Source organism: Nocardiopsis mwathae (genome assembly GCF_014201195.1).
Classification (GTDB): domain Bacteria; phylum Actinomycetota; class Actinomycetes; order Streptosporangiales; family Streptosporangiaceae; genus Nocardiopsis_C; species Nocardiopsis_C mwathae.
In genome coordinates this window covers 1,384,604-1,410,961 of sequence record NZ_JACHDS010000001.1, presented here as the reverse complement: position 1 = coordinate 1,410,961, position 26,358 = coordinate 1,384,604, and the positions used below count along the sequence as shown (strand labels likewise).

20 protein-coding genes are annotated in these 26,358 nt (G+C 71.9%); 2 read left to right on the top strand and 18 right to left on the bottom strand.

The features are described 5' to 3' along the window. Window positions 1-99: 99 nt before the first annotated feature. The 15 genes from HNR23_RS05685 to HNR23_RS05615 form a co-directional block, all read right to left on the bottom strand. Window positions 100-582 carry a MarR family winged helix-turn-helix transcriptional regulator gene (locus tag HNR23_RS05685; protein WP_184074185.1) on the bottom strand — a complete coding sequence of 161 codons (483 nt, stop codon included), beginning with the start codon at window positions 580-582 and terminating at the stop codon, window positions 100-102. A gap of 172 nt (window positions 583-754) precedes the next feature. Beyond that, window positions 755-2,023, bottom strand: a complete 1,269-nt coding sequence (locus tag HNR23_RS05680) for an aminotransferase family protein (RefSeq protein ID WP_184079953.1) — start codon at window positions 2,021-2,023, stop codon at window positions 755-757. Window positions 2,024-2,465: 442 nt separating this feature from the next. Next, window positions 2,466-5,009, bottom strand: a complete 2,544-nt coding sequence (gene pheT, locus HNR23_RS05675; protein WP_184074183.1) for a phenylalanine--tRNA ligase subunit beta — start codon at window positions 5,007-5,009, stop codon at window positions 2,466-2,468. Continuing rightward, the gene (gene pheS / locus HNR23_RS05670) at window positions 5,009-6,127 is read right to left on the bottom strand and encodes a phenylalanine--tRNA ligase subunit alpha (protein ID WP_184074181.1); all 1,119 of its coding nucleotides are present in this window, start codon (window positions 6,125-6,127) and stop codon (window positions 5,009-5,011) included. Before pheS ends, pheT begins: the two co-directional genes overlap by 1 nt. A 132-nt stretch (window positions 6,128-6,259) precedes the next feature. Next, complete coding sequence (locus tag HNR23_RS05665) at window positions 6,260-7,390, bottom strand: sensor histidine kinase (RefSeq protein WP_184074179.1); 1,131 nt, start codon at window positions 7,388-7,390, stop codon at window positions 6,260-6,262. A 394-nt stretch (window positions 7,391-7,784) separates the two neighbouring features. Continuing rightward, on the bottom strand, window positions 7,785-8,639 hold the full coding sequence (locus HNR23_RS05660; protein WP_184074177.1) for a TrmH family RNA methyltransferase: 855 nt from the start codon (window positions 8,637-8,639) through the stop codon (window positions 7,785-7,787). A 29-nt stretch (window positions 8,640-8,668) separates the two neighbouring features. Next, entirely contained in the window at window positions 8,669-9,049 is a 381-nt protein-coding gene (gene rplT, locus HNR23_RS05655) for a 50S ribosomal protein L20 (protein ID WP_184074176.1), read from the bottom strand. 102 nt (window positions 9,050-9,151) lie between these two features. Then, window positions 9,152-9,343, bottom strand: coding sequence for a 50S ribosomal protein L35 (gene rpmI, locus HNR23_RS05650; protein WP_184074175.1), 192 nt, complete (start codon window positions 9,341-9,343; stop codon window positions 9,152-9,154). Window positions 9,344-9,630: 287 nt separating this feature from the next. Then, entirely contained in the window at window positions 9,631-10,275 is a 645-nt protein-coding gene (gene infC, locus HNR23_RS05645; RefSeq protein WP_184074174.1) for a translation initiation factor IF-3, read from the bottom strand. Window positions 10,276-10,731: 456 nt separating this feature from the next. After that, window positions 10,732-11,583 carry a shikimate dehydrogenase gene (locus HNR23_RS05640; protein ID WP_184074173.1) on the bottom strand — a complete coding sequence of 284 codons (852 nt, stop codon included), beginning with the start codon at window positions 11,581-11,583 and terminating at the stop codon, window positions 10,732-10,734. Continuing rightward, window positions 11,583-13,814 (bottom strand): endolytic transglycosylase MltG, encoded by a 2,232-nt coding sequence (mltG, locus tag HNR23_RS05635; RefSeq protein WP_184074172.1) that lies wholly within the window; start codon window positions 13,812-13,814, stop codon window positions 11,583-11,585. The genes HNR23_RS05640 and mltG overlap by 1 nt, the downstream gene beginning before the upstream one ends. Beyond that, window positions 13,811-14,290: a Holliday junction resolvase RuvX gene (gene ruvX, locus HNR23_RS05630; protein WP_184074171.1), complete on the bottom strand. Its 480-nt coding sequence runs from the start codon at window positions 14,288-14,290 to the stop codon at window positions 13,811-13,813. The genes mltG and ruvX overlap by 4 nt, the downstream gene beginning before the upstream one ends. A gap of 236 nt (window positions 14,291-14,526) precedes the next feature. Continuing rightward, the gene (gene alaS / locus HNR23_RS05625; RefSeq protein ID WP_184074170.1) at window positions 14,527-17,205 is read right to left on the bottom strand and encodes an alanine--tRNA ligase; all 2,679 of its coding nucleotides are present in this window, start codon (window positions 17,203-17,205) and stop codon (window positions 14,527-14,529) included. Then, window positions 17,205-17,540, bottom strand: a complete 336-nt coding sequence (locus HNR23_RS05620; protein ID WP_184074169.1) for a hypothetical protein — start codon at window positions 17,538-17,540, stop codon at window positions 17,205-17,207. The genes alaS and HNR23_RS05620 overlap by 1 nt, the downstream gene beginning before the upstream one ends. Beyond that, window positions 17,537-17,929 (bottom strand): DUF948 domain-containing protein, encoded by a 393-nt coding sequence (locus tag HNR23_RS05615; RefSeq protein ID WP_184074168.1) that lies wholly within the window; start codon window positions 17,927-17,929, stop codon window positions 17,537-17,539. Before HNR23_RS05615 ends, HNR23_RS05620 begins: the two co-directional genes overlap by 4 nt. 464 nt (window positions 17,930-18,393) lie before the next feature. Here HNR23_RS05615 and HNR23_RS05610 point away from each other — a divergent pair, with 464 nt between their 5' ends. Then, the gene (locus tag HNR23_RS05610; protein ID WP_184074167.1) at window positions 18,394-19,950 is read left to right on the top strand and encodes a serine/threonine-protein kinase; all 1,557 of its coding nucleotides are present in this window, start codon (window positions 18,394-18,396) and stop codon (window positions 19,948-19,950) included. Window positions 19,951-19,956: 6 nt separating this feature from the next. On the opposite strand, the gene HNR23_RS05605 is transcribed toward HNR23_RS05610, so the two are convergent. Further along, complete coding sequence (locus HNR23_RS05605; protein ID WP_184074166.1) at window positions 19,957-21,276, bottom strand: AAA family ATPase; 1,320 nt, start codon at window positions 21,274-21,276, stop codon at window positions 19,957-19,959. A gap of 53 nt (window positions 21,277-21,329) precedes the next feature. Then, on the bottom strand, window positions 21,330-23,567 hold the full coding sequence (locus HNR23_RS05600; RefSeq protein WP_394353747.1) for a SpoIIE family protein phosphatase: 2,238 nt from the start codon (window positions 23,565-23,567) through the stop codon (window positions 21,330-21,332). A 489-nt stretch (window positions 23,568-24,056) separates the two neighbouring features. Here HNR23_RS05600 and HNR23_RS05595 point away from each other — a divergent pair, with 489 nt between their 5' ends. Then, window positions 24,057-24,197: a hypothetical protein gene (locus HNR23_RS05595; protein ID WP_184074164.1), complete on the top strand. Its 141-nt coding sequence runs from the start codon at window positions 24,057-24,059 to the stop codon at window positions 24,195-24,197. 291 nt (window positions 24,198-24,488) lie between these two features. On the opposite strand, the gene aspS is transcribed toward HNR23_RS05595, so the two are convergent. Further along, window positions 24,489-26,252, bottom strand: coding sequence for an aspartate--tRNA ligase (gene aspS / locus HNR23_RS05590; protein WP_184074163.1), 1,764 nt, complete (start codon window positions 26,250-26,252; stop codon window positions 24,489-24,491). Between the last annotated feature and the right edge of the window lie 106 nt (window positions 26,253-26,358).

Genomic DNA, 26,358 nt, shown 5'->3' with positions numbered 1-26,358 from the left:
TCAACTCGATGTGGCGGACGCCGAAGTTCCGTCAAGATTCCCGGGCGCGCGGGCGACGCTCCGGCCCGGAGCCGACGCGTCGCCCCGGACTCGGTGCGGTCAGGTGGCCAGGGAGGTGTCGCGGAGCGTGCGGGCGAGCTCGGCGAGCCTGCGCAGCCCGTCCGGGCCGAGGGGGCCGAGCACGTGTTCGCGCAGCAGCGCCACGTGCCGCGCCCGGGCCTCGTCGGCCAGTTCCCGGCCGGCCTCGGTGAGCTCGGCGTAGACCACGCGCCGGTCGGAGGGACACGACCTGCGCGCGAGGTATCCCTTGCGCTCCAACCGGTCGGCGAGCTTGGTGAACCCGCCGCTGCTCAGGCAGACCTCCTTGGCGAGCTTGCTCATCGGCTGGCGGTTGCCCGGCGAGCGCTGCAGCCGGATCAGCACCTCGAACCAGGGGCCGGACATGTCGCCCCCGCTGGGGTCGACGTCCCGCAGCAGCAGCTCACCGGTGTTGTGCAGCGCCTCGTGGAACAGTCCCCAGGCGGTGATGAGTTCGTCGTCGCCGACGTCCCGGCCGGCGGCCGCCTCGGTCTGCGTGCTCATGTCGCCACTCCCCGCGTTCGTCACCCGTTCCTCTGCCGCTAACGATGTTAACAAGAAGCATCTTCCTGGATAAGGAATTGCCCCCTTGGGAACGGGTGACATTCCGGACAGCAACCGATCCGGCCCGACGGCGTCGCCGACGACGCCGGGCCGGCTGCTCCTCGCCGCGGCCTCAGCCGCCCGCCACCCCGGCGGTCCCGGGCTGCGCGCCGTTGTGCGCCGCGGAGACGGCGTCCAGCGCGGAGCGCAGAGTGCTCACCAGGTGGTCGATCTGCTCCCAGGTGATGATCAGCGGTGGTGAGATGAGCAGGGCGCGCGGCACCGCGCGCAGGATCACCCCGCGCGACCGCGCCTCGGCGAACACCTCGGCGGTGGTGATCCCCCGCTCGTCCAGCGTCTCCGCCGACAGCTCCACGGCCGCCATCACGCCCGTACCCGCCCGCACCTCGGCCACCATCGGGTGGTCGGCCAGCTGCCGGACGGCGGCGTCCAGCTGTGCCTCGATCTCCAGCGCGACCGTGAACAGGTCCTCCCGCTCCAGGATGTCGAGGTTGGCCATGGCCGCCGCGCAGCACGCGGGGTGCCCGGCGTAGGTGGTCCCGTGCAGGAAGGGGTTGCCCGGCCGGTCCCAGAACGGCTCCGCGATCTCCCCGCTGACGATCACGCCCCCCAGCGGGAGGTAGCCGCTGCTGACCCCCTTGGCGAAGACGATCATGTCCGGGCGCACGCCGTAGCGCTCGATGCCGAACCAGTTGCCCATGCGGGCGAAGCCGCAGATGACGCTGTCGACGATGAACAGCACCCCGTGGCGGCGGCACACCTCGGCCACCCGGCGGAAGTAGTCGGGACCCGGGGGCGGGTAGACGCCCCCTGCGCCGATCACGGGCTCGGCGAAGAACGCCGCCACGCGCTCCGGGCCGACGCGCAGGATCTCCGCCTCCAGGGCCTCCACCGAGTCGTGCGGGACCACCGAGACGTCCTCGATCAGCGGGCCGAAGCCGACGCGGAACCGCTCCATGCCGATGATGCTGCTGCCGAACCCGTGCAGGCCGTGGTAGCCGCCGGCCCGGCTGATCAGGTGGGTCTTCTCGGCCTGCCCGTTGACCCCCCAGTAGCGGCGGGCCAGCTTGGCCGCGGTGTCGATGGACTCCCCGCCCCCGCAGGTCAGGATGACCCGCGGGTCGATCACGGGGGCGTGCGCGGCCAGCCGCTCGCCGAGCTCCAGCGCCGGGCCGTTGGCGAAGTCCCCGTAGACGGTGTAGGCGTCGAGCCGGGTCATCTGCGCGTGGACGGCGTCGGCGATCTCCCTGCGCCCGTGTCCGACGTTGCAGTACCAGAGGCTCGCGGTCCCGTCCAGGTAACGATCTCCGCTCTCATCCCACAGCCACACGCCCTCGGCCCGCGTGACCAGGAACTTCTGGTTCCGCGTGACGGTGTGCATGTCGCAGAAGGTGTGCCAGAAGCGGCCTGGCTCCTGCTGCTTGGTCGTAGTGCGCGCATACGAAGCCGCTGTTGCGCTCATAGAGCGACCTCCGAGCCTGGTTGTACGTGCGAACGCCAGAGGAAAACACCAACGAGAACTGCTGTTCCGCGAAGCCCGCGAGCCCTCGAACGCGGCAGATGGCAGCAGGCTAGATGCCCGACTGGCCCGGGTTCAAGAGGCGAAACAAGAAACCATCCCCGTATTTACACCGATCATGCGCGCTACCCCCGCAAGGCTTCCCCGAAACCACTGTCGACCTGCGGAAACCACCCGGAAAAAGCGCCCGAAACGGACGTCTCGCCCACGTAATACGGCCCCGCGCCCCGGTCGTCGAACCGGGGCGCGGGGCCGTATCCACGTCGGCGCAACCGCCCGGAGGCGGGGCCGCGGCCGGAAGCGGTCAGCCGCGCAGGACCGCCCCCGTGCGCTCGGTGGCGGCGGCCACCGCGGCATCGCGCGCGGCCGTACTCTCCTCCGCGGTCAGCGTGCGGTCGCCGGCCCGCAGTCGCAGCGTGTAAGCGAGCGACTTGCGCCCGTCGCCGACCTGCGCGCCGGTGTAGACGTCGAACAGCCGGACGCTCTCCAGCAGCTCCCCGGCGCCGTCGCGCAGCGCCTGCTCGACGTCGCCGGAGGGCACCGAGGCGTCGACCACCAGCGCCACGTCCTGGGTGGCCACCGGGTAGGTGGACACCGCGGGCGCGCGGACGGGGGTGACGGCCTGCTCGATCCGGTCGAGCCCGACCTCCATGGCGACGCTGCGGGGCGGCAGGCCGTAGGCCGCGATGACCCGCGGGTGCAGCTCACCCGCGTACCCGACGAGGATCTCCGCCGCATCACCGCCCGGCGCGGCCGCGTACAGCGCGGCACAGCGGCCGGGGTGCCACGGGGCGTGCTGTGCGGCCCGGACGGTCAGCTCCACGCCGGCGACGCGGCCCACCTCACGGGCCGCCTGGACGGCGTCGGCCCACGTCGCGGCGCGGCCCTCGCCCCACCAGCCGGAGGGCTCGCGGTCGCCGGCCAGTACCGCGCCCACCCGGCGCGGCTGGTCGGGCAGGGCGGCCTCGACGGAGGCCAGCTCCTCGGCGGTGGGGCCGCGGTCGACCCGCAGCATCGGCGCCCGCTCCGGGGCGCCGGGCTTGGATGCGTACACCAGGCCCGTCTCGAACAGCGCCACGTCGGCGAGCCCGCGGCCCACGTTGCGCACCAGGGTCTTGAACAGCCCCGGCAGCAGCGTGGTGCGCAGCAGCGGCTCGTCGTCGTTGAGCGGGTTGGCGAGCTTGACGGCGCGGCGCCGGTCGTCGTCGGCGTCCAGCTGCAGGCCGTCGAGGTCGCGCTCGCCCACGAACGGGTAGCTCAGCACCTCGGTGAAGCCGGCGCCGGCGAGCCCCCGCCCCACGGCCCGGCGCAGCCGCTGGCTCGGGGTGAGGCCGCGCCCGGCCGGGGCGCGCGGCGGGATGGCCGGGATGTTCTCGTAGCCCTCCAGCCGCATGACCTCCTCGACGAGGTCGTTGGGATCGGTGAGGTCGGGCCGCCACGACGGCGGAGTGACCCGCCAGACGTCGGCGTCGGCCGGGCTCTCGGCGACCGTGCAGCCGACCTCGGTGAGGCGGCGCCGGACGCCGTCCCTCGGGTAGGCCACACCCGCGATCCGGCCCGGGAGGTCCGCGGCCATGGTGATCGGCTCACGGGGGGCGCCCAGGTCGATGTGGGTGTAGCCGTCCTCGACGCTCGCGCCGCCCAGCTCGGCCAGGAGCCGGACCGCCCGGGTCGCGGCGGCGAGCTGCAGCCGGGAGTCGATGCCCCGCTCGAAGCGGCGCGAGGACTCCGAGGAGAGCTGGTGCCGACGGGATGTGCGCGCGATGTGCCGGTCGTCGAAGTGCGCGGCCTCCACGAGCACCTCGGTGGAGGTCAGGCCGATCTCGGTGTCGAGGCCGCCCATGACCCCGGCGATGTTGATCGGACCCGACTCATCGGTGATGAGGATGTCGTCGGGATCCAGGCCGCGCTTGACGTGGTCGAGGGTCTCCAGCCGCTCCCCGGTACGGGCGAGCCGCACCTCGACGGGGCCGCGCAGCTTGGCGCGGTCCCAGGCGTGCAGCGGCTGGCCCAGCTCCATCATCACGTAGTTGGTCACGTCGACCGCCAGCGAAATCGAGCGCACACCGGTCAGCGCCAGGCGCCGCTTCATCCACAGCGGCGTGGCGGCGTCCGCGTCGAAGCCGGTGGCGCCGCGCAGCACGTAGGTGGAGCAGATCGCCGCACCGGAGGCGCCCTCGGGGCCGGTCACCGAGGCGGGGTAGCCCGCGCCGGGGGTACCGACCGCCGCAGGGTCGTCCAGGCCCTCGGCGGGGTCGTGGAAGGGCACCCCGTAGACGGCGGCGGCGTCGCGCGCCACGCCCCTCATCGACAGCGCGTATCCGCGGTCGGGGGTGACGGCGATGTCCAGGACGTCCTCGCGCAACCCGAGCAGGCCGTAGGCGTCGGTGCCGGGTTCACCTGCGCTCTCGGGGAGCACGATGATGCCCTCGTGGTCCTCCCACAGGTCGAGCTCGGCGGCCGAGCAGATCATGCCCTCCGACACCCTGCCGTAGGTCTTCCGGGCGCCGATCGCGAACCCGCCGGGCAGCTCGGCGCCGGGCAGCGCCACGACGACGAGGTCGCCCTCGGCGAAGTTGCGGGCACCGCAGATGACGTTCTGCGGCTCGCCGGTGCCGTTGGCGGAACCGACGTCCAGGCGGCAGTGGCGGATGGGCTTCTTGAAGCCGGTGAGCTCCTCGATCTCCAGGACGCGGCCGACGACGATCGGACCGGAGATGTCGGCGCCGACCTCGTCGACGGTCTCGACCTCCAGGCCGGCCGCGATCAGCTCGGCGGCCAGCCCGCGCGCGGTGACGTCGGCCGGAAGCTCGACGTACTCACGGAGCCAGGAAACGGGGACGCGCATCAGATCTCCCTCCCGAACGCCGAGGTGAAGCGGACGTCACCCTCGACCATGTCGCGCATGTCCTCCACACCGTGGGCGAACATCAGGGTCCGCTCCACGCCCAGGCCGAACGCCCAGCCGCTGTAGCGTTCGGTGTCGACCCCGGCCGCGGTCAGCACGCGCGGGTTGACGACACCGCAGCCGCCGATCTCGATCCAGCCCTCCGAGCCGCACGTGCGGCAGGGGGAGTCGGGGTTGCCCACCGAGGCGCCGCGGCACACGAAGCACTCCATGTCGACCTCGGCGGAGGGCTCGGTGAACGGGAAGTAGGACGGGCGGAAGCGGGTGCGCAGGCCCTCCCCGAACATGCTCCCGACGAAGGCGTCGATGGCGCCCCGCAGGTGCGCCATGGTGATGCCCTCGTCCACGACCAGGCCTTCCAGCTGGTGGAAGACGGGGGTGTGGGTGGCGTCGAGCTCGTCGGTGCGGAAGGTCTTTCCGGGGGCCACGACATAGAGCGGGAGCTCGCGTTCGAGCAGCGCGCGGACCTGCACCGGCGAGGTGTGCGTGCGCAGCACCAGACCGGACTCCCCGCCCGAGGGGGACTCGACGAAGAACGTGTCCTGCATGGTGCGGGCCGGGTGGTCGGGCAGGAAGTTGAGCGCGTCGAAGTTGAACCACTCCGCCTCGACCTCGGGGCCCTCGGCCACCTCGAAGCCCATGCCGACGAAGATGTCGGTCATGCGCTCGGCGATCGTGGTCAGCGGGTGCCGCGCCCCGCGCGGGGCGCGGTCCCACGGCAGGCTGACGTCGACGGCCTCCTCGACGAGGACGCGGGCGTCGCGCTCCTCCTCCAGAGCGGCCTGGCGCGCCTTGATCGCCTCGGAGACCTCGCGGCGCGCACCGCCGACGCGCTTGCCGGCCTCGGCGCGGGCCTGCGGGGGCAGCGCGCCGATCTCGCGGTTGGCCAGTGCCAGGGGCGAGCGGTCGCCGACGTGGGCGATGCGCGCCTCCTTGAGGGCGTCGAGGGAGTCGGCCGCGGCGATCGCGGCCAGGGCTCCGTCGCGCATCCGGGCGATCTCGTCCGGATGCAAGGGGGTCACCTCGACCGGATCATAGGAACTGTTGGGTGCAGACATGGTTTCGATTGCCTCACCGCCCCCGCCCGTCGGACGGGCGGAGCGGTCGTCACGGCCCGCCGCGTCCGCGACGGGCTCAAAGCCGACAGGAATGCTGGGAAGAACCGCCCGCCGCGGCCCGCCCGGGAACGCTCAGGCGAACTCGGGGGTGCCGGCGGGCATGGTAAATCGGAACTCCGCCCCGCCGCTGGGTGCGCGGCCCACCGTGATCGCGCCGCCGTGGGCCTCGATCAGGCCCTTGACGATGAACAGCCCCAGGCCGGTGCCGCCCCGGCGCCTGGTGCGCCAGAAACGACGGAAAACGCGCGAGGCGGCCCCGGACGGGATGCCCTTGCCTTCGTCGCGCACCGACACCGCTGCTCCTCCCTCGAACGGCTCGATCACTATGTTGACAGTACCAGCGCCGTGCCGCACCGCGTTTTCCACGAGGTTCGACATGATCTGCTCGACCTTGTCGGCGTCCAGCCACATCTCGGGCAGCGGGCCGCGCACCTGCAACCGGAAGCGCTCCTCCGCCTCCCCGGCGGCGACGCGTCCGGCCACGACCTTGCGGGCGCGGTCGGGCAGGTCGACGACGTGGCGGCGCAGCTCCAGGCGCCCGGACTCGATGCGGGAGACGCTGAGCAGCTCGGTGATGAGCCGGGTGACGCGGTCGGCGTCGGCGTTGACCGTCTCCAGCATGAAGATCTTCTGCTTCTCGGTGAGCCGGTCCCACTTGGAGAGCACGGTCGCGGTGAAGCCCTTGACACTGGTGAGCGGGGAGCGCAGTTCGTGGGCGACCGTGGAGATGAGGTCGGCGCTGCGCCGCTCGTTGCGCGTGCGGTGGGCGGCCGAGCGCAGGGTGAGGACGAGCCGGACGAGCCCGCCGCGGGGCCGGTCGCGGACGTAGCGCGCGGCCACGAGGATCTCGCGGCCGTCGTCGAGGAACAGCAGCCGCTCCGGTTGGCGGGTGCGGGTCCGCAGGCCCCCGTAGGGGTCGGTGGACTTCCACCAGTCGCGGCCGTCGGCGTCGTGCAGCGGCAGCACGTCGCGGAAGTCGCGGCCGAGCGCGTCGGCCGCCTCGATCCCGGAGAGCCGGGCGGCCATCCGGTTGAACGTCACGATGCGTCCGGAGCGGTCCGCGACGATCAGGCCGTCGGGAAGGTCCTCGGCCGCCAGCAGCGGTTCGGACGGTGGCAGGGGGTCGGCCGCCGCGTGCGCGGCGCGAGGTTCCGCGTGCCGACGGTCCGTCGAATGGTCGCCATCCACGACCGGCCTCCCCATTGCCCTCATGCGACGCCCTCATGTGGCCATCCGCACCGCTGGACCGCGACGCGCTGTAGTCGGCCCTCCCCGGTGACAGGCCCGATGACTCCATCGAAGACCATTACCCGCCGGTCACCGTGACTACGCGCCGAATTCCGCGCCCGATACGTCCGACCGCCCGGTTCGGAGTCGAGATCCCCGAGCGTAGCGGGAATCGCGGGGGCCGCAGCAACCCGGGACCGCAGGGAGGTATCGGGGCAAAGCATCACGCTCTGCAGTCATGGACGCGTTCTACCAGGCAGGAAACACCGGCCGAGGGAGGTTACCCAGATCACGGGTTGTTACCCCTCTGACGCATGGGAACGCGGAGACGCACGGCACCGGGTGCTCCCGGAATGCCAGCTCGGCGGGATCAGTTCCGCTCGCCGACCGCCGGGGCGGCCGCGGGAACCGCGGAGGCGGCCGCGCGCTGCTCGCGCGCGGTGGTGTAGAGGCAGACCGCTGCGGCGGTGGCCAGGTTCAGACTCTCGGCCGCGCCGAAGATGGGCACGCTGACGGCGCCGTCGGTCAGGGCGACGGTCTGCTCGGGCAGTCCCCAGGCCTCGTTGCCGAAAACCCAGCCGACCCGGTCGGCGAAGGCCCCCTCGTCGGCCGCGGCGTGCAGGTCCCGCGGCCCGCCGCCGTCCGCGGCGAAGATCCGCGCGCCCTGGGTGCGCAGGTGGGCGACGGCGTCTTCGACGCGCACCCCGACGACCACGGGCAGGTGGAAGAGACTTCCGGCCGACGCCCGCACGCACTTGCCGTTGTAGGGGTCGACCGAGGCGTCGGTGAATATCACGACGTCGGCTCCGGCCGCGTCGGCCGTGCGCAGGACCGTCCCGGCGTTGCCGGGGTCGCGCACGTGGGACAGGACCACCGCCAGTCGGGCGTCGCCGACCTCCGGAAGGGGGACGTCGACGAAGTCGCAGACGGCGATGACGCCCTGCGGAGTGACCGTCTGGGCGAGCTCGGACATGACCTCCAGGCTCACCCGGTGCACCGGGATGCCGGCGGCGTAGGCGGCGTCGACGAGGTCGCTGTGCCGCTGGACGGCGTCGGCGGTGGCGTACATCTCCTGGACCCCGCCGGGGGCTGCCAGGGCCTCGCGTACGGCCTGGGGCCCCTCGGCCAGGAAGCGGCGCTCACGCTGCCGGAAGGCGCGCTTGGCGAGCCGACGAGCCCCCTTGATTCGGGGTGACCGGATACTCGTGAACTCGTGGCTCGCCATCGCTGCTATCGCTCTCCTCGCGCGCGACGTCAGGCCGCGGAGGTGGAGGAGGGGGCCGGAACGGCCTTCTTCGCGGTCTCGACCAGGCTGGCGAAGGCCGCCTCGTCGTTCACCGCGAGCTCGGCCAGCATGCGGCGGTCGACCTCGATACCGGCGGCCTTCAGGCCCTGCATGAACCGGTTGTAGGTCAGCCCGTTGGCGCGGGCACCGGCGTTGATCCGCTGGATCCAGAGCCGACGGAACTGGCCCTTGCGGTCCTTGCGGTCCCGGTAGGAGTAGGTCATCGAGTGGAGCATCTGCTCCTTGGCCTTGCGGTAGAGGCGCGACCGCTGGCCGCGGTAACCGCTGGCGCGCTCAAGGACGACCCGGCGCTTCTTCTTGGCGTTGAGAGCCCGCTTCACGCGTGCCACAGTGACTCCCTCGTAGGTTTCCGGTGCGCGCTCACCGCGCCACCGGCCGGCCCGACCCGGTGTCGCCGGAGGGCCGATGTCGAACGAATGTGCAAGCGGCTCTTAGCCGAGCAGCTTCTTGATCATCTTGGTGTCGGCCTTGGCCAGCTGAACGTCGCTGTCGAGGCGGCGGGTCCGCTTGGACGGCTTGTGCTCAAGCAGGTGGTTCTTGTTGGCACGGCGGCGCATGATCTTGCCGGAGCCGGTCACCCTGAAGCGCTTGCTGGCTCCGCTGTGCGATTTGTTCTTCGGCATAGTCGCCGTCGTCTCCTACTCACTCGGCACCGCCACACGATGGTGTGGTGCTGTCTTGCTTTGCACTGGGCACAGGCGAACCCGGCGCTGCTCTCCGCAATTCTCCGGTCGGTACACGTGTCCCTGAGGGACCGCCCTGTACCCGACCGTGTCCCGCGCCGAGGAACCCCGGCGGGTCGGCCCGCGGCCGCCGCCGACCTTGGGCCGACGGCGGCACGCCCTTCACCCGCCCGCGGCGGGACCACTCCGACCGCGGATGGGACGATCCGGGTTCACCCGGGAGGGTGTCAGCCCTCCTGACCGACCTGCTGCCGCTGCTCGCGGCGGCTCTTGCCGCCACCGGCGGCCGCGCGGGCCTCGGCCTTGTGCTCGGAACGGCGCTTGTGCGGGCCGATCACCATGACCATGTTTCGGCCGTCCTGCTTCGGCTGCGATTCGACCGCGCCGAGGTCCTGGACGTCCTCCGCCAGCCGGGCGAGCAGTCGGCGCCCCAGCTCGGGCCGGGACTGCTCCCGGCCGCGGAACATGATCGTCACCTTGACCTTGTCCCCGCCCTTGAGGAACCGCACCACGTGACCCTTCTTGGTCTCGTAGTCGTGCGGGTCGATCTTCGGGCGGAGCTTGATCTCCTTGATGATCGTGTTCGACTGGTTCTTGCGCGACTCACGCGCCTTGACCGCGGACTCGTACTTGTACTTGCCGTAGTCCATCAGCTTGGCGACCGGCGGGCGGGCGGTCGGGGCGACCTCGACAAGATCGAGGTCGGCCTCCTGTGCCAGGCGCAGTGCGTCCTGCACCGGCACGATTCCGACCTGCTCGCCATTGGGCCCGACAAGACGGACCTCGGAAACCCGGATACGGTCATTGATGCGGGGCTCTGCGCTGATGGGACCCCTCCCTAGCTTCGTCGTATGGCTCGTGTCGGGGGTCACCCGGCCCGGTAGGCCGTGAAAAGCGAAAACCCCGCCAGCGGTCGCAAGCGGGGTAGATCCACCGGTACGGCGCGACGGCTGCGCAGGGCCGCCGCCGAAGGATGCGTCCTTCGGGCGGGCATCTGCTCAGCGGTCACCTGCCGCCGCCTCCGACAAGTGGAGCCGACAGGCGAACGCCGCACGTCGCCGACCGGGACCTGCGCGGGCTCACAACCCCGCAGGTGGGAGGATCGACCTCCGCTTACGTGTCCGGAGCGTCGCCGCGCCGGATCAGGTCATTTCCAATTGCCACTCATCCTACTAGATGCGGCAACGGCCTCCGACCACCGGAACGACGGTGTACCCCGTGGTGGAGAACACCCACCCGTGTGACGGGCGTTCCCCGCCCTGTCCATGCTACGAGAGCGGCCACGCCCCCGGAAGTACCGCGGGCGCGCCCAGGGTGAGTTCCGTGGATCATGCCCGGCGGCGCAGCTCCGCCTCACCCGCCGCACGCATGGCCTCGACCGGGGCGCGCTCGGCCCCCGTCATGAGCTCGACTTGGACCGCGGCCTGGTGCAGGAGCATGGGGAAGCCGCCGACCGCGATCCGCCCGGACCGCTGCCCCGCACCGGCCCCGGCCGCGTGCACGGCCCGCGCCAGCTCGGTCGGCCACGGGCTGTAGACCACGTCGAACAGGGCGGCACGGCTCGCCGCGACGGCCGGCACCAGAAGGTCGGCGGCACCGGCCGGGAGCGTGGAGACCACGAGGTCGACATCGAGGTGCCGCTCGATCTCGGCCAGCGGCCGCACACCGATCGCCAGCCCCATCCGCCCCGCCGCCGCCTCCACCCCGGCCGCGCGGGCCGGGTCGCGGGCCAGAACGGTCACGGCGCCCGGATCCAGGGCACCGAGTCCGCGCAGCGCGGCAACGGCGGAGGCCGCGGTGGCACCGCCGCCGAGGACCGCGGCCGACCGCACACGGTCGATGCCCGCCTCACGCAGCGCCGCCATGATTCCGGCGACGTCGGTGTTCCAGGCGTGCACGCGCCCTGCGGTGAACACCAGCGTGTTGGCGCCGCCGACCTGGACGGCCAGCTCGTCGACCTCGTCGGCGAGCTCCAGCGCCACCCTCTTCAGCGGCATGGTCAGCGAGAGCCCCGCCCAGGTGCGGTCGCACCGGGCGAGGAAGGCCGGCAGTCCCGCCTCGTCGCACTCGAAGCGCTCGTAGCTCCACTCCCCCGCCAGGCCCAGCTCCGCGTAGGCCGCGGTGTGCAGGACCGGCGAGAGCGAGTGCTCGATGGGGGATCCCAGGACCGCCGCGCGCATCAGTCGTTCCTCTGGCTCTCGTTGAACTTCTGCTTGAGCCGCTCGAACTCCGCGTAGGTGTCGGCGAACTCGGTGACCCCGTTCTCCGGGTCGGTGGCGACGAAGAACAGCCAGTCGCCGTCGGCCGGGTTCAGGGCCGCCTGGATGGCGTCCTCGCCGGGGGCGACGAACGGCCCGGCCGGCAGCCCCTTGCGCCCGTAGGTGGCGTAGTCGCTGTCCTCGTCCTTGCACTCGGCGAGCTGCTTGTTGGTCAGCGCGATGCCGTGCTGGCCGATCACATAGAAGCAGGTGCTGTCCATGCCGAGCTCCATGTCCTCGTCGAGCCGGTTGTAGACGACCCGCGAGATCTTCGGCATGTCCTCGATGGTCCCCGTCTCGGCCTGGATGATCGAGGCGATCGCCATGATCTCGTTCGGCGTGTGGCCGACCTCCCGCGCCCTCTCCTCCAGGTCGACCTCGGGGGACTCCGAGACGGTCTTGAACCGGTCGACCATGCGCTTGAGGACCTCCGAGGCGGTGTCCCCCGGCGAGACGGTGTAGGTGTCCGGGAAGAGGTAGCCCTCCGTTCCCTCCTCGGCGTAGGAGGGCAGGCCCAGCGCCGCGGTGTCGGCGAAGGCGGCGTCCAGGTCCTCCCTGGACAGATCGGTCTTGTCCGCCAGCAGACCCAGGATCTCCTGGCCCCGCAGCCCCTCCTTGAACGTGATCCGCTCACCGACACGCGCCGAGGGGTCCAGCAGGAGGGCCACCGCGGACTGCGCGCTCATCTCGGAGCGGAGCCGGTAGGTGCCCGGCGACAGCCGGTTGGCCTGGTCGTCGGTGAGCGCGTTGAGGAACGCCCGTGGGCTGGCCACGACACCGGCGTCCGCCAGGGACTGCGCGACCTGCCCGCCGTGCTCGCCCTGGGCGATGACGATCTCGACCTCGCCGCCACCCTCGCCGTTGTAGTCGGGGGGGAACACGTAGGTGCGGGCGCCCCAGGCGCCACCGGCCGCGAGCACGACGAACACGGACGCGGCGGCCATCAGCGCGATCTTCTTCTTCCCACCGCCGCGCCGCCCACCGGAGCCGTCGTCGCCGCCCGTGCCGCGGCGGTCGCGGCCGGCCCGGCCGCGCCGCCCCCGCCGGTGTCCGCGGCCCTCGTCACCGTCCGTCGCCTCGGCCCGGTCCCCGTCGCGGTCCTCCGCGTCGGCCTCGTCGTAGAGGTCGGGGCTCTCGGCGGCGTCCGCGGCACCGGAGGCGGCACGCCGTGCGCGCCGCGGGCGCTCCTGCTCGTCAGGGTCGGGTGCGCCGGCCGGTTCCTCCGCGTCGCGTCCGCGGCTCCGGGGACGCCCGCGGCGCTCCCGCGCGGGGGCGCCGTCCGCCTTCCGGCCGCGCCCGCCCTTGCGTCGGACGGGGACGGAGTCGAAATCGAGGACGCGCGGTGCGACCGGTTCGAGGTCGTCGTCTCCCGCGTCGGACCGCACCTGGTCCAGCCAGCTCTCGTCGCTGGGGACGGCGGCGTGGCCGCCCGGTCGCCCGGGATCGTCGCCGCGGGCGCGTCGGCGCCGCGGCCCGGGGGCACCGGCATCCGCGGCTGCTTCGCGGTCGTCACGGGGACCGGCGGCGTCGCGCAGGGCCCGCTGCGCACCGGTGTGCTCCGCACCGGAGTCGGCGGCGGGGCGCCTGCGGCGTCCGCGGGGCCGGTCGTCGCCGAGAGGGTCGCCACCGCGTGTGTCGTCGCCGCGGGGGGCGCGCTGCGCCCACGCCTCGGCCCGATCGCCGGTCTCCGCGGGCGGTCCGGCGACACGGCGGCGGCCACCCGGGGCCGGCGGTTCGCCGGGGTCCGACGCGCGGCGCGGTGCGCTCAGCGGGTCGGCGTCGGGGGGCGCGTACCCGGTGTCGGGGGTGGGGCGGTGGCGGCGTCCGCGGGGCCGGTCCAGGTCGGGGTCGGGGGGAGGCGCGGTCTCGTCCCATCCGGCGGGGCCGGACGCGGGGAACCGGTGGCCGGAGGTGTCGTAGCCGCCGGGCGCGGGGCGGCGGGGCGGCTCGCGGCGCCAGGGGTCGGTGAGGGGGTCGGAAGCGGGGCGGTACGCCCCGGTGGTGTCCGGGCGAGGGCCGCTCAGCGGATCCTCGGGGAACTCCCGGTCGAGCCGGGCGCGGCGGGCCCGGTAGGGGCGGGGATCGCCGTAGGCCGGATCGACCGGCCCGTGCCCCTGCCGCCGCGGATCACCGTAGGTGTCGTTGTCGCTCATGCGGAATCACCGATCACTTCCCCGGGGGGACGCCCGGTCTGGCGTTCCATGTCGAGCGCGGTCTGCAGCAGTACGGTGGCGGCGGCCTGGTCGACGACCGACCGGCGGGCGCGGCCGCCCTTGGCCCCGCGCTTTCCGTAGGAGGCACCCGACTTGAGCTGGCTCTCCGCGGTCACGGTGGTCAGCCGCTCGTCGACGAGGCGCACCGGGATAGGGGCGAGCTCGGCGGCCAGGGCCTCGGCGAAGCGGCGGGCGTCACGGGCCGCCGGGCCCTCCTGGCCGGACAGGGAGGCGGGGTAGCCGACGATGACCTCACGCGCCTCGTACTCCAGCACGAGCCGGGCGATGCGGTCGGTGTCGCCGCCGCCGCGCGGAACGGTTTCCACAGGGGTGGCCAGCAGGCCGCTGGGATCGCTGCTCGCGACCCCGATGCGCGCGTTGCCCGGGTCCACCGCGAGACGTACACCGTGCCTCAACGGGCGGGCTCCCCCGGGTGGCAGGTGGCCGCCGGCGCCGCGGCGACCGTTCGGGTGCCCGGGAAATGAGGGATCAACTCTCGCATTCCTTCCTCCCCCGCGTGACTGCGGGCGTATCGGGCGAACGGACGCGCCGGTCGGCTCGCACGGGGATGTTCGACCGCGTTGCGCGGTCTTCGTCCAGACAACCCACGGGATGTGTCGGCCACCGGGCGGCCGACACATCCACCATGAGATCACAGAGTCTCGGAAATCCGCTGTTCCACCGCGCGCAGGGCCGCGTCGACGGCGGAGGCGTCGGTTCCGCCGCCCTGGGCGACGTCGGCCTTTCCGCCGCCGCCCCCACCCAGAACACGGGCGGCGACACCGACGAGTTCACCGGCCGCCAGGCCGCCCTCCCGGCCGGCCTTGTTGACGGCGACCACGACGACCGGGCGGTCCTTGGGCACACCGGCCACGGCCACGACGACGGGGCCGTCCTCGCCGAGGCGCCCGCGCACGTCGAGGACGAGTTTGCGCAGGTCGTCGCCTGTGACACCGTCGTCGACCCGATGGGTCACCACGCGTGCCCCGCCGACCGCGCGGGCGCTGTGCGCGAGCCCGCCGGCGGCCTGCAGGACCTGGGCGGCGCGCAGCTTCTCGATCTCCTTCTCCGCGGACCGCAGCCGGGACACCATCGCGTCGATACGCTGCGGCAGCTCCTCGCGCGGCGTCTTGAGCTGCTCGGACAGCTGGCCGACGAGCATCGACTCCCGGGACAGGCGGCGGAACGCGTCGAGGCCGACCGCGGCCTCGACCCGGCGCACACCGGAGCCCACCGAGGACTCGCCGAGCAGCTTGACGATGCCGAGCTGGCCGGTGGCGGCGACGTGCGTGCCGCCGCACAGCTCACGGGAGTAGTCGCTCATCTCCACGACGCGGACACGGTCGCCGTACTTCTCCCCGAACATGGCCAGGGCGCCCATGGCCAGCGCCTCGTCCAGGGTGGTCTGGAAGTCGCGCACCTGGATGTCGCCGGACAGGACGGTGTTGACCTCCTCCTCGACCTCGGCCATCTCCCCGGGGGTGAGCGCCTTGTTCGCGGTGAAGTCGAAGCGCAGCCGCCCGGGCTGGTTCTCCGACCCGGCCTGGCCGGTGCCGCTGCCCAGGGCGTTGCGCAGCGCCGAGTGGATCAGGTGGGTGGCGGAGTGCGACCGGGAGACGGACGCTCGCCGACCGCTGTCGATGACGGCGTGGACCTGGTCGTCGACGGCGAGCTCGCCTACGCGGACCGCGCCCCGGTGGACGAACAGCCCGGGGATGGGCTTCTGCACGTCGTCGACGTCGACGACGCCGCGGCCGTCGGCGGCGATGCTGCCCTTGTCGGCGAGTTGGCCGCCGCTCTCGGCGTAGAACGGGGTGCGGTCGAGGACGACCTCGACCCGGTCACCCGCCCGCGCCACGGTGACCGGTTCGCCGTCGACGATCAGGCCCAGGACGCGGGCCTCGCTCTCGTGGTCGGTGTAGCCGAGGAAGTCGGTGGTGCCGGAGCCGTCGAGCAGCCGCGCGTAGACGCTGATGTCGGCGTTGCCGAGCTTCTTGGCCTTGGCGTCGCGCTTGGCGGTGTCGCGCTGCTCCTGCATGAGCGAGCGGAAGGTGTCCTCGTCGACGCTGAGCCCCTGTTCGGCCGCCATCTCCAGGGTGAGGTCGATGGGGAAGCCGTAGGTGTCGTGGAGCTGGAAGGCGTCGGCACCGGAGAACTGCGTGTGGCCGCCGGCCTTGGTGCGCTCGGCGGCGCGGTTGAACAGGGTGGTTCCGGACCGGAGCGTGTCGGAGAAGTTCTTCTCTTCGGCGTCGATGACGCTGTGGATGGTCTCGGCGTTGCCGCGCAGTTCGGGGTAGAGGTCGCCCATGACCCGGATCGCGGTGGCGGTCAGGTCGTGCATGAAGTGGCGGTCCTCGGCGGTGCCGGACAGCAGCCGCATGTTGCGGATGGAGCGGCGCAGGATGCGCCGGAGCACGTAGCCGCGCTTCTCGTTGCCGGGCGTGACGCCGTCGGCGACCAGCATGGTGGCGGTGCGCACGTGGTCGGCGACGACGCGGAGGCCGACGTCGACCTTCTCGTTGGCGCCGTACTCGGTGCCGGACAGCTCGGCGGCGTGCCTGAGGATGGTGCCCAGGGTGTCGGTCTCGTAGATGTTGTCGACGCCCTGCAGGATGGCGGCCATGCGTTCCAGGCCCATGCCGGTGTCGATGTTCTTCTTGGGCAGGTCGCCGAGGATCTCGAAGTCGGTCTTGCCCGACCCGGGGCCGCGCTCGTACTGCATGAACACGAGGTTCCACACTTCGAGGTAGCGGTTCTCGTCGGCGACGGGGCCGCCCTCGACGCCGTACTCGGGGCCGCGGTCGTAGTAGATCTCCGAGCAGGGACCGCAGGGGCCGGGGACGCCCATCGACCAGAAGTTGTCCTCCATGCCGCGGCGCTGGATGCGCTCGCTGGGGACGCCGACCTTGTCGCGCCAGATGGACTCGGCCTCGTCGTCGTCGAAGAAGACGGTGACCCACAGCCGCTCCGGGTCGAGCCCGAAGCCGCCGTCCTCGGCGGAGTCGGTGAGCAGCTTCCAGGCGAACGGGATGACCTCGGCCTTGAAGTAGTCGCCGAAGGAGAAGTTGCCCAGCATCTGGAAGAAGGAGGCGTGCCGGGAGGTCTTCCCCACTTCGTCGATGTCAATGGTGCGCACGCACTTCTGTGCGCTGGCGGCGCGGGCGTAGGGCGGTGTCCGCTGGCCGAGGAAATACGGCTTGAACGGCACCATGCCTGCGTTCACCAGCAGCAGTGTGGGGTCCTCGGAGACCAGGCTGGCCGAAGGGACCACGGTGTGCCCGTTGTTCTCGAAGAAAGCGAGGAAGCGGCGAGCGATTTCTGCCGTCTCCATCAGCGGCCGTCCTTCAGGTCGGGGGCGTCGATTGCGCCATGCGATTCGTTTGCTCTGCCGGCCGGGAGTGCGGATCGGCCGGGCGGCCGTTGCCTCCCCGCGCCGCCGGGGTTCCCGTCACCATAGAGGCGCCACAACTGGGCCTCGCGGTGTTCCATGGCGTCCACGACGTCCTCGTTGAACTCGCGGAGGGCGGCGCGGTGATCTGCGACATGGCCCTCGACGCGGTCGGCGATACCGCCCGGGCTCCACGCACGTGCCGTGCGGTTGAGCCTGTGCACAACATACCCGCCGATGGCCGCGCCCGCGACCAGATAGAAGATTCGCCCGATCATCGGCGCTCCTTCCTGCGGCGGCTGCGGACCACGGCCAGGGCTCGGCGCTGGCCCATCACGCGGCGCACCGCGTAGGTGAACGACGCGATCTTGACCAGTGGTCCGGTGAACACCGACCGCGTCAGCGCGGTCATCGTGGAGACGTCCTCGGTGGTGTTGGCGACGTTGGCGGTGATCTCCTCGACGCGGTCGAGGGACGTGCCGGTGCGCTCCACGGTGGAGGCGACGTCGTCCAGCAGCGGCCGAGCGCGTTCACCCAACTCGGAGACGACCTTGGTCATCTCCGACAACAGCCGTGTGAGCTTGACGAGGGTCACGCAGAGGAACGCGACCAGAACCGTCCAGACCACGGCGGCGATGAGGGCGGCCAGCTCTCCTCCGGTCAGCATGAGGGCTCCGTATCGACGATCGGGGTCGTTCGATCTCCGGTCAGGGGCTCGCTCGATCACGCTCGCGTGGGTGGGGGCCGGAAGATCGGAATAGGGCAGACCCTATCGCGTCCCATGCGGCGGTCAGGCGCTTCCCCGCTGCGCGTCACCGAACTGTGCCTGCTGGGGAGAGAGACAAGAACGACACCGCGCCATGTCCGCGGCACCGGATCGGCACGGCCGCGATGCGGGCGGCCCGGAGCACCCGCGGTCGAGCCGGAGGCGGTTGCGGTCCGCGGCCTCCGGGACGGCCCCTGACCGGAATCGCCGCAGCTCCCCGCGGCGGGGGGTACCCGCCGGACATCGACGAACCGGGGCGGATGGCGGAGAATCCGAGTGGAAGGACATGATTTGGCTACGATTGCGCCGCCGAGTTCCCCTCCCCCGATCCCCCGGGGCACGACGGAAAGAACGACAGGACCCCCATGAGCCGACGTTCGCAGCGCGAGATCTCCGTTCTGGTACCACCGAACCTCCTCCCGCTCAGCCGGGCCGAGCCCCGTCGGCTCGGGCCCTACCTGGTGATCGGCAGAGTCGGCTCCGGCGGGACGGGGAGCGTCTACGCGGCGGTCAACCCGACCGTCACCGACGACCCGCTCGTCGCCGTCAAAGCGCTGAGCTCCCCGCACCTCGCCGACGACGCCACCCGCGACCTGCTGCACCGGCGCCTGGAGGCCCTGTCCCACGTCGACGGCCGCTGCTACGTCCCGCCCATCGCCTTCGACGCCCACGCCTCACCGCCCTGGATCGCCATGGGCTACGTGTCGGGCATTCCGCTGGCCCAGTACGTCCGGCGGCGGGGCGCGCTGGGGCCGGGCCGACTCATCGCACTGGCGGCGGGGCTGGCCGAGGGAATCCTGGCGCTGCACGCCAAGCAGGTCGCGCACGGCGACCTCAAGCCCAGCAACGTGCTGCTCGGCACCGGGGGGCCGCGCATCCTCGACTGCGCCCTGCCCGGCGACGACGAGCACCTGCGCTCGGCCGCGGCCACCTGGCTGAGCCCCGAGCGGCACGCCGGCGCTCCGCCCGGCCCGGCCGCGGACGTGTTCGCGTGGGGCGGGGTGATGGCATTCGCCGCGACCGGACGGCTCCCCTTCGGCCTGGCCGAGCCGCACATCGTGGCCGGCCGCGTGGCCGACGGGGAACCCGACCTCACCGGTGTCCCCGCCGACCTGCTGCCGCTGGTCTCCCGCGCCCTGGCCAAGGACCCGGCCGATCGACCGACCGTCCGCGAGCTCATCGGGGCCGCCATCGCCGTCTGGGAGCAGAGCGACCTGCAGGCCGAGCGTCAGCGGGGAGAGGACCGGGCGGTGCCGGGTACGGCGGTCACCCGTGTGCTGACCCGGGAGTGGCAGGGCGTCGTGGAGCCGGCGCGGCTCCCCCGCGTGATCACCGTCCAGGAAGGCCCGGACGTACGGCCGGGCAAGGCCGCCTTCGCCGCCGTCGGCGCGGCGGTGGCGCTCGCGCTCCTCGGTGGCGGCGCGTGGGCGGCCTACGGCGCCCTGGGCGGCGGGCCGGAGGAGACCGCGGCTCCCGTGACGGCCTCACCCGCCCCGGACCAGGAGGAGGGCACCACGGTGGTGCGCTTCGACCCGACCCAGCAGGACAACCCCGTCGACGGGCCGTGGGTCTACGTCGAGGTCGAACGCGAGCAGCACAAGGACGACGCCCCGGAGGGCGACCCGGGGTTCCTCACCCAGCGGGACTGGGCGGCGCAGTGGGACGAGACCGGGCGCAGCGAGCGGCGGACGGCCGTGATCGACCCGGAGGCCGAGGTGCGGTGCGCCCGGTTCTGCCGGCCCGGCCCCGGCCACATCGAGGACGGCCGCGGCACCTACGAGATGACCGGCCAGGAGTTCATCGACTACCTCGGGTGGGGCGACATCGTCATCGCCGAGGTGGAGTTCGCCGAGGCCCGGGACGACGACGGGCAGCGGACGATCGTCAGGATCACCGAACTGTTCCCGCAGCCGGTGGAATAGCGCGGTTCACTCCCCGCGCAGGACGTTCCGCAGCCGCTGCAGCACCTCGCCGAAGCGGCGTTCGGCGCCGTGCGTGGTGGGCGTGTAGTACTCGCGGCCGGCGATGCCGTCGGGGGCGTGCTGCTGCGGGGCCACACCGCCCGGGTAGTCGTGGGCGTACTTGTACCCCTTGCCGTGGCCGAGCTCCTTCGCCCCCTTGTAGTGCCCGTCGCGCAGGTGCGGCGGGACCGGTCCGGCCAGGCCCTTGCGGACATCGCCCTCTGCCGCGCCGATCGCGCTGATGACGGCGTTGGACTTGGGCGCCAGCGAGATGTGGATGACCGCCTGGGCCAGGTTGATCCTGGCCTCGGGCAGGCCGACGAGCTCCACGGCCTGGGCCGCGGCGACCGCGACCTGCAGCGCGGTGGGATCGGCCATCCCGACGTCCTCGCTGGCGTGCACGACGAGGCGGCGGGCGATGAAGCGGGGGTCCTCCCCCGCCTCGATCATCCGGGCCAGGTAGTGCAGAGCCGCGTCGGGGTCGCTGCCGCGCATGCTCTTGATGAACGCGCTGATGACGTCGTAGTGCTGGTCACCGGACCGGTCGTAGCGCACCGCGTGCCGGTCGACCGCGCGCTCCACGTCGTCGACGGTGATCTCGGCGCGCTCCCCGGCGACCAGGGCGGCGGCCTCCAGGTAGGTCAGCGACCGGCGCCCGTCGCCGCCGGCGAGCCGCACCAGGTGGTCGGCCGCGTCCTGGGCCAGGGTGTGGCTCCCGGCCAGCCCCCGCGCGTCGGTGAGCGCGCGGTCGAGGAGCAGGCGGACGTCGTCGTCCCCCAACGACTCAAGCGTGAGCAGCAGCGAGCGGGACAGCAGGGGACTGACCACGGAGAAGAACGGGTTCTCGGTGGTCGCGCCGATGAAGCTCACCCAGCGGTTCTCCACGGCGGGCAGGAGCGCGTCCTGCTGCGTCTTGTTGAAGCGGTGCACCTCGTCGACGAAGAGCAGCGTGCGGGTGCCGCGCATGCCCATCTGGCGGCGGGCGTCGTCGATGACGGCGCGGACGTCCTTGACCCCGGCAGTCACGGCGGACAGCTCCACGAACCGGCGCCGGGTCACCCGGCTGACGACGGTGGCGAGCGTCGTCTTCCCGGTCCCGGGCGGGCCCCACAGGAACAGCGACATGGGGGCGTCGTCCTCGACCAGCCGCCGCAGCGGGCTGCCGTCCCCCAGCAGGTGCCGCTGCCCCGCGACCTCGTCGAGCGCCCGCGGACGCATCCGGACGGCAAGGGGCTCCTGGCTGCGCTGCGCTTCGGCACCGGCATCATCGAACAGTGTTTCGGACACGTCTCCCAGCGTAGGCGAGGCGAGCTAGGGGCGCGTCCTCCCGCCCGCCCGCGCTAGTCGCGGGAGCCAGCCCCGGCCATCCGGACCACCAGGATGGCGATGTCGTCACCGCGCCCCGCGGGGACCAGCTCGGTCAGAGCGCTCGCGATGCCCTGCACGCCGACGCTGTCCGCCTGGTCGCGCAGCACGACCCCCACCTGCTCCAGACCGTCGTCCATGGTGCACTCCGAGCTCTCGACGAGTCCGTCGGAACACACCAGCAGGCACTCGCCGACCCGCAGCCGCCGTGTCGAGACCGGGTACTTGACGTCGGCCTCGACGCCCACGGGCGGGCCGGTCTCCGGTTCCCACAGCTCGAAGCCGTCGGCCGTGCCGATCACGGCCGGGGGCTGCCCTGCCCAGGCCGCCTGCATCTCGCCACTGGCAAGGTCGAGCACGAGGTAGCCGCAGGTCGCGAAGACGATCTCGCCGGTCTCGCCGAGCAGGCGGTTGGTCTCGGCGAGGACGGTTCCGGGGTCGCTCTGGTTGGTGGCGTAGGCCCGAAAGGCCACCCGGATCTGGCCCATCGCGGCCGCCGCCTCCACACCGTGGCCCTGGACATCCCCCACGACCAGGCCGACCTTGTCGTCGGGGAGCTTGATGACGTCGTAGAAGTCGCCGCAGACCCGCCACCCGGCGCGGGCGGGCAGGTAGCGGACGGCGATGTCGAGGGCGGCGAACCCGGGGATCAGCGGCGGCAGCATGCGCCGCTGCATGGCGTCGGCGAGCTCCAGCTCGGCCTGCTGGCGGCTGACCCGCTGCAACGCCTGCCCGGCCAGCCCGGCGAGGGTGAGCATGAGCGCGCGCTCGTCGGGTGTGGCGTGGTGGGGCTGGTTCCAGGCGACCTGCCAGACGCCGAGGGCGACCCGGCGGTCGCCGAAGATCGGAACCGTGGCCCAGGACTGCGCGCTCGTGTGGTGCAGGATCTCCGCGGCCGCGGGGAAGCGTTCCACCGCTTCGGCGCGGCTCTCGAAGAAGCGGGGCTGGCGGTCCTGGACGACGGCGCCCATCGGGTAGGCGGTGTCTGCGGCGTCGCGGCCGTCGATCATCGCGATCGCTTCGCTCTTGCGACTGGAGGCGGGGGACGCCCGCAGGGCGCCGTCGACGACGAGCATGACGTGCGCGCTGGTGCCTCCGAAGATCGGCACGAACTCGTCGGTGAGGAGGCCGGTGACCTCGTCGATGGTGGTGGCCGAGACAAGTTTCGCTGCCAGTTCGGTGACCTGGCGCCCTTGCGCGGCCTCGATTCTGCGCCGGTCGGCGAGGCGGCGGACCAGCTGCACGTGCTCGGTGACGTCGTCGATGATGCCGATCAGCCGGGGACGCTCGCCGTCGACGAAGCGGGCGCGGGCGTGCAGCGAGCGCTCCTCACCGGTCCGGTCGAACATGCGGAACCGCTGCTCGTAGTCGCGGCCCTGGTGGGATGCTTCCAGCGCGTCGCGCACGCGGGCGATGTCGTCGCGGTGGACGCGCGCCAGGCAGTCCTCCAGATCGCGGGCGTCGTCGCTGAGCATGCGGCCCAGCGGTGAGGGGCCGAACAGCTCGCCGAGCCGCCCGGTGCGCAGGTCGAGTGTCCACAGCACGGCGCCGGAGTTCTCGGTGCGCAGCTCGGTGATGACGCGCAGGGTCTCTTCGTCGGGCAGCGGCTCGCGGAACAGCACGGCAACGGCGGTGGGATCGCCGTCTCCGCCGATGTCGGCACCGGCGGGGGTGTCACCGCCACCGTCACCGGACCGTGCCGAGGGAACGGAGTGGGCGGGGTCGGCGGATCCACCGGATGCGGCCGCGTTCCCGTTGCCGCTGCCGTGCGCGCTTCCGTCCCCGTCCCCGTCACCCGATCCGTTCGCGGTGTCGCCCGGGCTGCGCTGCGAGCTGTGCGGTGAGGCGAGTCCGCGGAGTTCGACGACCATCCGCAGGGGCGCGCCTCCTGGGATGTCCAGGCGCAGGACGCGCGACCCGCCGCTTCCCGCAGAGGACAGTGCGTCGCGATGCAGGTCCCAGGCGGTCGCCCTGTCCCCTTCCGCCAGCAGTTCGGGCCAGCACCGGCCGCGGAGCGAGGCCGGCGCCCGGTCCGCGACCGCGCCGAACGCTCCGTTCGCCTCCAGGATGTGTCCCCCGCTGTCGGCGACGAGCATGGCGATCGGGGCGTGCCGGAACGCCGCGCCGACGTGATCTCCCGACCGGGCCGGGTCGGCGCCGGGCACTGCGGAGGAACCGGCGAAGCCACCGGTTGAGCCGGTTGTGCCGTTCACGTAATCGATCATCCCTGTGTCGTCCCGGACGTCTCCACCCGCGCCAGTGCACGCTCTCCCCAGAGACCTCCGATTCGGCTTAGTTTACCGACAGGACCGCCTGTCAGGGCAGATGGCGGACGCGTCCCACAATGCGCCCGCGGTACGCCGATCCCGCCTCCGACCTTGTACGACATTTCATAACGACTGCACAAAAATCAGTCATAAGGGAAAAACCCCATCGAATCGACCCGCGGAGGAGGGGGCATCTTTCCGCAATCGTTACTGCGACGTGACCAGGCCCCCGATGGCCCCGCATTGCTCACGACCAAGGCTACGGCACAGGACCGCCATTCAGCCTCCACTCCCCCGCGGGTCCCGACGAGCGATCCGTGATCACCACGGATCGGCGGGCGCCCCTCCCGCACCACAACACAGCCGACCGAAACATGCCGAAACCGGCCAAATTGCACCGATCTTTACGAAGGTTCAGGGATCTACAATTCATTCATGTGCGAATCAACAGCCCGCACCAGGGGAATCAGTCGACCGCACCTGATCATCCGCAACTGGACCTGCCGCCTGTGCAGCCACAGCAACCCCGACAGTGAGACCATCTGCTGCCTGCAATGCGGCGCAGCGAAGAGGTAGACCTTCGCACCACCCCTCAGCACATCAGCCACCCCAGGGGGCGGGAACCCCGCCCCCACAGTACGCGTCCACCCGCGCGGCTCACAGGGCATCGTCCAGATCTCACCGGAAACCCCCGCCGGGCCCTCGCCCGTGGATCTCGGGAGAACGGTTCGAATTCCGGCGAGAATTCGAACCGTTCTCCCGAGATCCACGGAGGCGGGGGTACGACATCTGTGGGGTGGAGGCACCCGTGCCTCCACCCCACTCCTCCGCTCCGCCACGGTTCGGCTAAGGCGACGAACCGGCCGCCTACTCGGCCGGCTCCGCCTCCGCTTTCTCCTTACCCGTCTCCGGGTCGGCGTCGATTCCGGCCTCACGGCGCTGGAAGACGGTGATCGGAGTCGGAGCACCGGTGAGCGGGTCGCCACCCGACGCGGTCTTCGGGAATGCGATGACGTCGCGGATGGACTCGCTCTCTGTCAGCAGGGCGATGATCCGGTCCCACCCGAAGGCGATCCCGCCGTGCGGGGGCGGCCCGAACTTGAAAGCTTCCAGGAGGAAGCCGAACTTCGATTCCGCTTCGGCCTTGCTGATGCCCAGAACGTCGAAGACTCGCTGCTGGACCTCGCCCCGGTGGATACGGATCGAGCCGCCACCGATCTCCGAACCGTTGCACACCATGTCGTAGGCATAGGCCAGGGCGTTGCCCGGGTCGGTGTGGAAGGTGTCCGCCCACTCCGGCTTGGGCCCGGTGAAGGGATGATGCACCGAAGTCCAGCCGCCTTCGCCGTCCTCTTCGAACATCGGGGCGTCGACGATCCACAGGAACGACCACTGAGACTCGTCGATGAGGCCGAGCCGACGGCCGATCTCCAGGCGGGCGGCACCGAGCAACTCCTGCGAGGCTTTGCGCTCACCGGCCGCGAAGAACACGGCGTCGCCCGGCTTCGCGCCGACGACGCCGACGAGTCCGGCACGCTCCTCTTCCGCCAGGTTCTTGGCCACCGGCCCGCCGAGCGTGCCGTCCTCCTGAACCAGCACGTAGGCGAGGCCCTTGGCGCCGCGTGCCTTCGCCCAGTCCTGCCAGCCGTCGAGCTCCTTGCGGGTCTGGGTCGCACCGCCGGGCATGACGACGCCGCCGACGTAGGGTGCCTGGAAGACACGGAACGGGGTTTCGGCGAAGTACTCGGTGAGCTCGGTAAGCTCCTGACCGAAGCGCAGGTCGGGCTTGTCCGAACCGAAGCGGTCCATGGCCTCGAAGTACGGCATGCGCGGCAGCGGCAGCGGGACCTCGTATCCCAGTACCTCGCTCCACAGGCGCGCGACGAGCTCCTCGCCCACCTGGATGACGTCGTCCTGGTCGACGAAGCTCATCTCGATGTCGATCTGGGTGAACTCCGGCTGCCGGTCGGCACGGAAGTCCTCGTCCCGGAAGCAACGAGCGATCTGGTAGTAGCGCTCCATGCCGCCGACCATCAGCAGTTGCTTGAACAGCTGGGGCGACTGCGGCAGCGCGTACCAATGGCCCGGCTGCAACCGCACCGGTACCAGGAAGTCGCGCGCACCCTCGGGCGTCGAACGCGTGAGGTTCGGTGTCTCGATGTTGACGAAACCATGCTCGCGCATCACGTCGTGCACCGCATAGGTGGCGGTAGAGCGCGTGCGCAGCGCGCCGGCGCGCTCGGGACGCCGGATGTCGAGGTAGCGATAGCGGAGCCGAGCCTCCTCCGAGATCTCCTGGGAGCCGTCCAGCGGGAACGGCAGCGGAGCCGCCTCGCTCAGCACCTCGATCTCGTCGGCGACGACCTCGACCGCACCCGTGGCGATCTCGGGGTTCTCGTTGCCCTCAGGCCGGATGCGGACCTTGCCGGTCACCTTGAGGCAGTACTCGGCACGCAGGTCATGGGCGAGGTCGTCCTCGCGTACCACCACCTGGACCACGCCGGAAGCTTCGCGCAGGTCGAGGAAGACGACGCCGCCGTGGTCCCGGCGGCGTGCCACCCACCCGGCCAAGACGACGGTCTCGTCGGCATGTTCGGCGCGCAGGGCACCGGCGTCGTGCGTGCGGATCAACGGAGTTCTCCTTCAACGTTCTCAAGTACAACTCATCTTGCCTGACGCGCGCGAAGTCCCGACCCATCTCGGCCACCGCCTCGATCACACACGCGGGTCGGCCTCG

What these genes read in the sequence shown, in the direction of transcription:
- HNR23_RS05685 (WP_184074185.1), bottom strand. Translation starts at nt 582, where the DNA reads ATGAGCACGCAGACCGAGGCGGCCGCCGGCCGGGACGTCGGCGACGAC.
- HNR23_RS05680 (WP_184079953.1), bottom strand. Translation starts at nt 2,023, where the DNA reads ATGCACACCGTCACGCGGAACCAGAAGTTCCTGGTCACGCGGGCCGAG.
- pheT (WP_184074183.1), bottom strand. Translation starts at nt 5,009, where the DNA reads ATGCGCGTCCCCGTTTCCTGGCTCCGTGAGTACGTCGAGCTTCCGGCC.
- pheS (WP_184074181.1), bottom strand. Translation starts at nt 6,127, where the DNA reads ATGTCTGCACCCAACAGTTCCTATGATCCGGTCGAGGTGACCCCCTTG.
- HNR23_RS05665 (WP_184074179.1), bottom strand. Translation starts at nt 7,390, where the DNA reads ATGGGGAGGCCGGTCGTGGATGGCGACCATTCGACGGACCGTCGGCAC.
- HNR23_RS05660 (WP_184074177.1), bottom strand. Translation starts at nt 8,639, where the DNA reads ATGGCGAGCCACGAGTTCACGAGTATCCGGTCACCCCGAATCAAGGGG.
- rpmI (WP_184074175.1), bottom strand. Translation starts at nt 9,343, where the DNA reads ATGCCGAAGAACAAATCGCACAGCGGAGCCAGCAAGCGCTTCAGGGTG.
- HNR23_RS05640 (WP_184074173.1), bottom strand. Translation starts at nt 11,583, where the DNA reads ATGCGCGCGGCGGTCCTGGGATCCCCCATCGAGCACTCGCTCTCGCCG.
- mltG (WP_184074172.1), bottom strand. Translation starts at nt 13,814, where the DNA reads ATGAGCGACAACGACACCTACGGTGATCCGCGGCGGCAGGGGCACGGG.
- alaS (WP_184074170.1), bottom strand. Translation starts at nt 17,205, where the DNA reads ATGGAGACGGCAGAAATCGCTCGCCGCTTCCTCGCTTTCTTCGAGAAC.
- HNR23_RS05620 (WP_184074169.1), bottom strand. Translation starts at nt 17,540, where the DNA reads ATGATCGGGCGAATCTTCTATCTGGTCGCGGGCGCGGCCATCGGCGGG.
- HNR23_RS05615 (WP_184074168.1), bottom strand. Translation starts at nt 17,929, where the DNA reads ATGCTGACCGGAGGAGAGCTGGCCGCCCTCATCGCCGCCGTGGTCTGG.
- HNR23_RS05610 (WP_184074167.1), top strand. Translation starts at nt 18,394, where the DNA reads ATGAGCCGACGTTCGCAGCGCGAGATCTCCGTTCTGGTACCACCGAAC.
- HNR23_RS05595 (WP_184074164.1), top strand. Translation starts at nt 24,057, where the DNA reads ATGTGCGAATCAACAGCCCGCACCAGGGGAATCAGTCGACCGCACCTG.